This window comes from Ureibacillus galli (assembly GCF_014836845.1).
Classification (GTDB): domain Bacteria; phylum Bacillota; class Bacilli; order Bacillales_A; family Planococcaceae; genus Ureibacillus; species Ureibacillus galli.
This window is the reverse complement of the sequence record NZ_JACSQA010000059.1, coordinates 1-3,790: the sequence shown is the minus strand read 5'-3', so window position 1 is coordinate 3,790 and position 3,790 is coordinate 1. Positions and strand designations below refer to the sequence as shown.

Annotated in this window: 5 protein-coding genes; 3 read left to right on the top strand and 2 right to left on the bottom strand. The window is 31.5% G+C overall.

The window, feature by feature from the left end; all coding sequences use genetic code 11:
- Positions 1-247: 247 nt before the first annotated feature.
- Complete coding sequence (locus H9636_RS18805; protein ID WP_191709078.1) at positions 248-748, bottom strand: MerR family transcriptional regulator; 501 nt, start codon at positions 746-748, stop codon at positions 248-250.
- Positions 749-1,033: 285 nt separating this feature from the next.
- The gene (locus H9636_RS18800) at positions 1,034-1,615 is read right to left on the bottom strand and encodes a hypothetical protein (RefSeq protein ID WP_191709077.1); all 582 of its coding nucleotides are present in this window, start codon (positions 1,613-1,615) and stop codon (positions 1,034-1,036) included.
- Between the two features lie 732 nt (positions 1,616-2,347).
- Here H9636_RS18800 and H9636_RS18795 point away from each other — a divergent pair.
- The 3 genes from H9636_RS18795 to H9636_RS18785 all read left to right on the top strand — a co-directional run bounded on the left by H9636_RS18795 (position 2,348) and on the right by H9636_RS18785 (position 3,756).
- Positions 2,348-2,908 carry a replication/maintenance protein RepL gene (locus tag H9636_RS18795; RefSeq protein WP_191709076.1) on the top strand — a complete coding sequence of 187 codons (561 nt, stop codon included), beginning with the start codon at positions 2,348-2,350 and terminating at the stop codon, positions 2,906-2,908.
- 4 nt (positions 2,909-2,912) lie between these two features.
- The gene (locus tag H9636_RS18790) at positions 2,913-3,329 is read left to right on the top strand and encodes a hypothetical protein (protein WP_191709075.1); all 417 of its coding nucleotides are present in this window, start codon (positions 2,913-2,915) and stop codon (positions 3,327-3,329) included.
- 103 nt (positions 3,330-3,432) lie between these two features.
- Positions 3,433-3,756, top strand: a complete 324-nt coding sequence (locus tag H9636_RS18785) for a hypothetical protein (RefSeq protein ID WP_191709079.1) — start codon at positions 3,433-3,435, stop codon at positions 3,754-3,756.
- The last annotated feature ends 34 nt before the right edge of the window (positions 3,757-3,790 follow it).

Below are 3,790 nucleotides of genomic sequence, written 5' to 3'. Positions count from 1 at the left end.
ATTTTCAAAAAGAGCCAAAGAGTATTCAGAGAAATTGAAATAAAAAATTAGAAAAAACCACTTGATCATAGAGTGGTTTTTTTATTTTTATAGGCAATTAAAAACCATCACAAATCATTTTTAAAAATGAGAGTGCCCATCTACACACCTTAAAAAATTTAAGGGGTTAATGGGTAGTGCCCATTTACATACCTTCAGTATTTCAATGTGCCATAAGAATGCTTTGCATTTAACCAGCGGGGCAAATTTATTTTGAAAAGATTCTTCTAAAAAAGCCCTTTTGTGGTCGCTGCAGCTCCAATTGTTTTTCAGTTAGAGTTTCTTTTAATTGATGAACCAGGGCTCGATCCCTTTGCTCGATTTTATTATTTAGCTTTTCGTCCATAGCTGCTAAAATGATTTCTCTTTCTTGTTCCAAAGCAGATTGAATAATTAACTGTAATTCACTCTTCGATAAACGGATCATTTCGTTATAAACGCTTGGTGTTTTTTGAGGATTTTCGTTTTCGAAATCCATTGATGCAACAACTTTTATAGCATTATCGAAAGGTATCGAATTGGATAATAAAAGTTTTAATTCTCTTAATGCCCTAAAATCGCGATCATAATAAACGCGCTGCTCTTTTTCATTCCGTTCAAAAATGTACCCATTTTTTTCTAAGGCAATAGACCATCTTCTTAACGTTGAAGTTGTGATTTCTAACTCAAGCGCAAGATCCTTCGAGAAGTATCCTAATTCAATTTCCAATGCGTTCACCACCCGTTTTCACAAAGGAATTCTATTAATAAACGAAAATTCCTTTAAAAAATTAGATGATTATAAAAATAGATTTAAATATTTGTGGGCCAAGTATGAAAATGAATAAAAAAAGAGCAGCACTAAGCTACTCTTTTTTTTCTATTTTTAAACAATCGTATAGCAAAAGTTATAATAAAAAATGAAATAGTGAAAAATGCTAGAGTAAAGAATACATCAAAGTAATTTATAGCCATTTTAATTTACCCCTTTCTTATTCACGTTAAATTATAACATTTAAAAAGATACTGTATAAGTTACATTTCTCTTATATGCAATACCTTGTCCGCCTACAGTTACTCCATATGCTTTTGTTCCATAAACATATGCTTTACCGCCTGTTTTAGCTGAATTCAATGTGTAATCAACGGCATTTTGAGTATATGCTATAGGAAAAGCTAATCCTGTTTGAGAACTCCATACAACAACTTTAGTAACTTTATTTTTACTATCTCGAGTTACTTTTGCATACGAAGTAATTGTCGATACACCAGTATATTCTTTGTAAGTATATGTTTTTGTTCCAGCAGCAAATGTAGTAATTAAACCGGATTCTTCAGTAGTAACATTATTTACTTCATTTTCCTCTTCTGCTTTCAAAAAAGCTTCAAATTCCTCTATAGTATTGAACTCTAATGTACTGTCAATAGCATCAGCATCTACAAGTTCTACGTCTTTCAAATCAAATTCTTCTACTACTCCATCAAATTCTTCTGGAACAATTTCGCTTGCAGAAGCTTTTTCTAAAGGTGAAAAAACAAAAAACATTCCACAAACTAAAAATGATAAAGCTAAAAATGAATACAACTTCTTTTTCAAATAAATCTTCCTTTCTCTACTAAAAAATTTAAACACCACATTACGATACCATAAATTTACAAGTTAAAATATGGTATATAAAAATAATTTTGTAAAAAATGTGAATAATTGTTTATATCATTCGATATGAACAGCGAATGAACATTAAAATCGAAACTCATATTGGTAGCTATGCGGACAATTATGAGTAGTGCAGGATAAAGAGCGGATTCCATCCACTCAAAAAGCCCACCTTCAGTGGGCTTATAGGGATTCCAGAAGAATATAGTCTGGAATCTATCTTTAAGAAAATCACTAAGGACAAGAGTTTAAAGGGATTCTAAGGATAGATTTGCCAGCCCCACCTTGAACAGCCGATTTTGATTGGCTTTAGCCAATCTTACAAGCGTTTACGCTACTTAAGAGGATTTAAATAAAACATATATTATTTAGCCCCTAATTTAAGAGATTAAAAGATACATAAGATAATAGAATAGAAGAGTCGAGTAGGGTTCAACCCTTGGTACTACTGAATTCTATTAAAAAGTTTATAATCAGTTCTTACGTTGTTTATAATCAATTCTTACGTCTTTTATAACCAGTTTTTACGTCTTACATAATCAATTTTTACGTCTTTTATAATCTATTTTCGATTATAAAATTACATGCATTTTTCGAATTCCACATTGTTTTTATAATCTATTTTATATTATAATAAATAATATGGAAACGATTACTAAGCGAGGTGCTATTATGCAAGATTGGCAAAAGAAGATCATTCAAGCTAATGAAAAGAAACGTGTATCTAAAGAAGTTGTAGAAAAAACTGTAGATTTTTCTACTGGAGAAATAATGAGCGAAAAATTCGTTCAAGAAAGTTGGACAGATAAAGAACCTAATTATGTAAAGTTATATTTAGATAATCTAGTGCTTTTAAACGGATTACCAAAAGGAACAAGTGATACATTATTTGAACTATTAAAATATATGAGTTACGAAAATATGATTATATTAAACCCTTATGTAAGAGAAAAAATTGCTAATGCTTTAAATTTCAAAACAGTTCAAAGTCTTAATAACAACTTAAATAAACTCGTGAAAAACGGGATTTTAGAGAACATAGGTAGGGGTACATACAGAGCCAACCCATTTTTATTTGGTAAAGGTGATTGGAACGATATTAAACAAATTCGTTTCGAAGTAGTATTCGGAGAAAATGGCATTGAACAAAAAACTGACTTTGAATACAAAAAAGATGAACAGGAACCAGAAGGAACAACAAACGACCATCCCAGTACAGTAAAAGTAGGCTAAATTCATGCAATGTTCTTACTGCAAAACAGAAAATAAAAATAGTGAGATCCGCTGCACATTTTGTGAAGCAGAGCTCACTAAACAAAGACCAACTTTAAAACCCTTTATTTCATTCGATGGCTTCAAAACTTATAAAGAATTAAATGATTTTCATACTTATGATCTTCTAAAATTACTAAAAGAAGTTCGAAAACAACGCTCAGACGCCTTTAATTCGCTCAGAATGGCTTTGAAGCTCTCAAATAATATAGAAGTACCCCTTGACTTTAAAAACCTCACAGAAGACGATTATAAGCGTTTTACGGCTTATATGAATCTCATTGAAGAAATCTTGATTGATAGAATCGGTTATAAACCAAAACGAATCGATGATAAACTCCTGATCGCATGGGCTACTCGTATCGGTTTAAAAGAATACTGATGTCTAAAGACAATAAGACTGCCATAAAGGCAGTCTTTGGCTGTTCAAGGTAAGGGGCGATCTACGGTCCTACCTAAAATTATTACAGAATGGAGGAATACCTATGAACGAGTATCCAGTGGGAGAAGAAAAACTTATAATGCCTGAAGTTCCTGGTGATCAATATGTAACAGACGAAGAATTTGAGTCCATTAAAGCTATGTTTAAAGCTCGTGAAGATTTAACTGAAACTCTTACAGGAGACGAATTAAGAGTTAGACTAAATGAGATTATGGATGATTTCTTATCGGTTAAAGCATCGTTAGAGATGGAAGGTTTAACTGTAACTCGAGAGATGGTTCTATTAATTTTAGCTGAACAGACTGGTGCAATTAACTTTGAAGAATTTTCAAAAAGAGCCAAAGAGTATTCAGAGAAATTGAAATAAAAAATTAGAAAAAACCACTTGATCATAGAGTGGT

Excerpts from the sequence above, each read along its gene's own strand:
- H9636_RS18785 (WP_191709079.1), top strand. The coding sequence starts at position 3,433 with ATGAACGAGTATCCAGTGGGAGAAGAAAAACTTATAATGCCTGAAGTT.
- H9636_RS18795 (WP_191709076.1), top strand. The coding sequence starts at position 2,348 with ATGCAAGATTGGCAAAAGAAGATCATTCAAGCTAATGAAAAGAAACGT.
- H9636_RS18790 (WP_191709075.1), top strand. The coding sequence starts at position 2,913 with ATGCAATGTTCTTACTGCAAAACAGAAAATAAAAATAGTGAGATCCGC.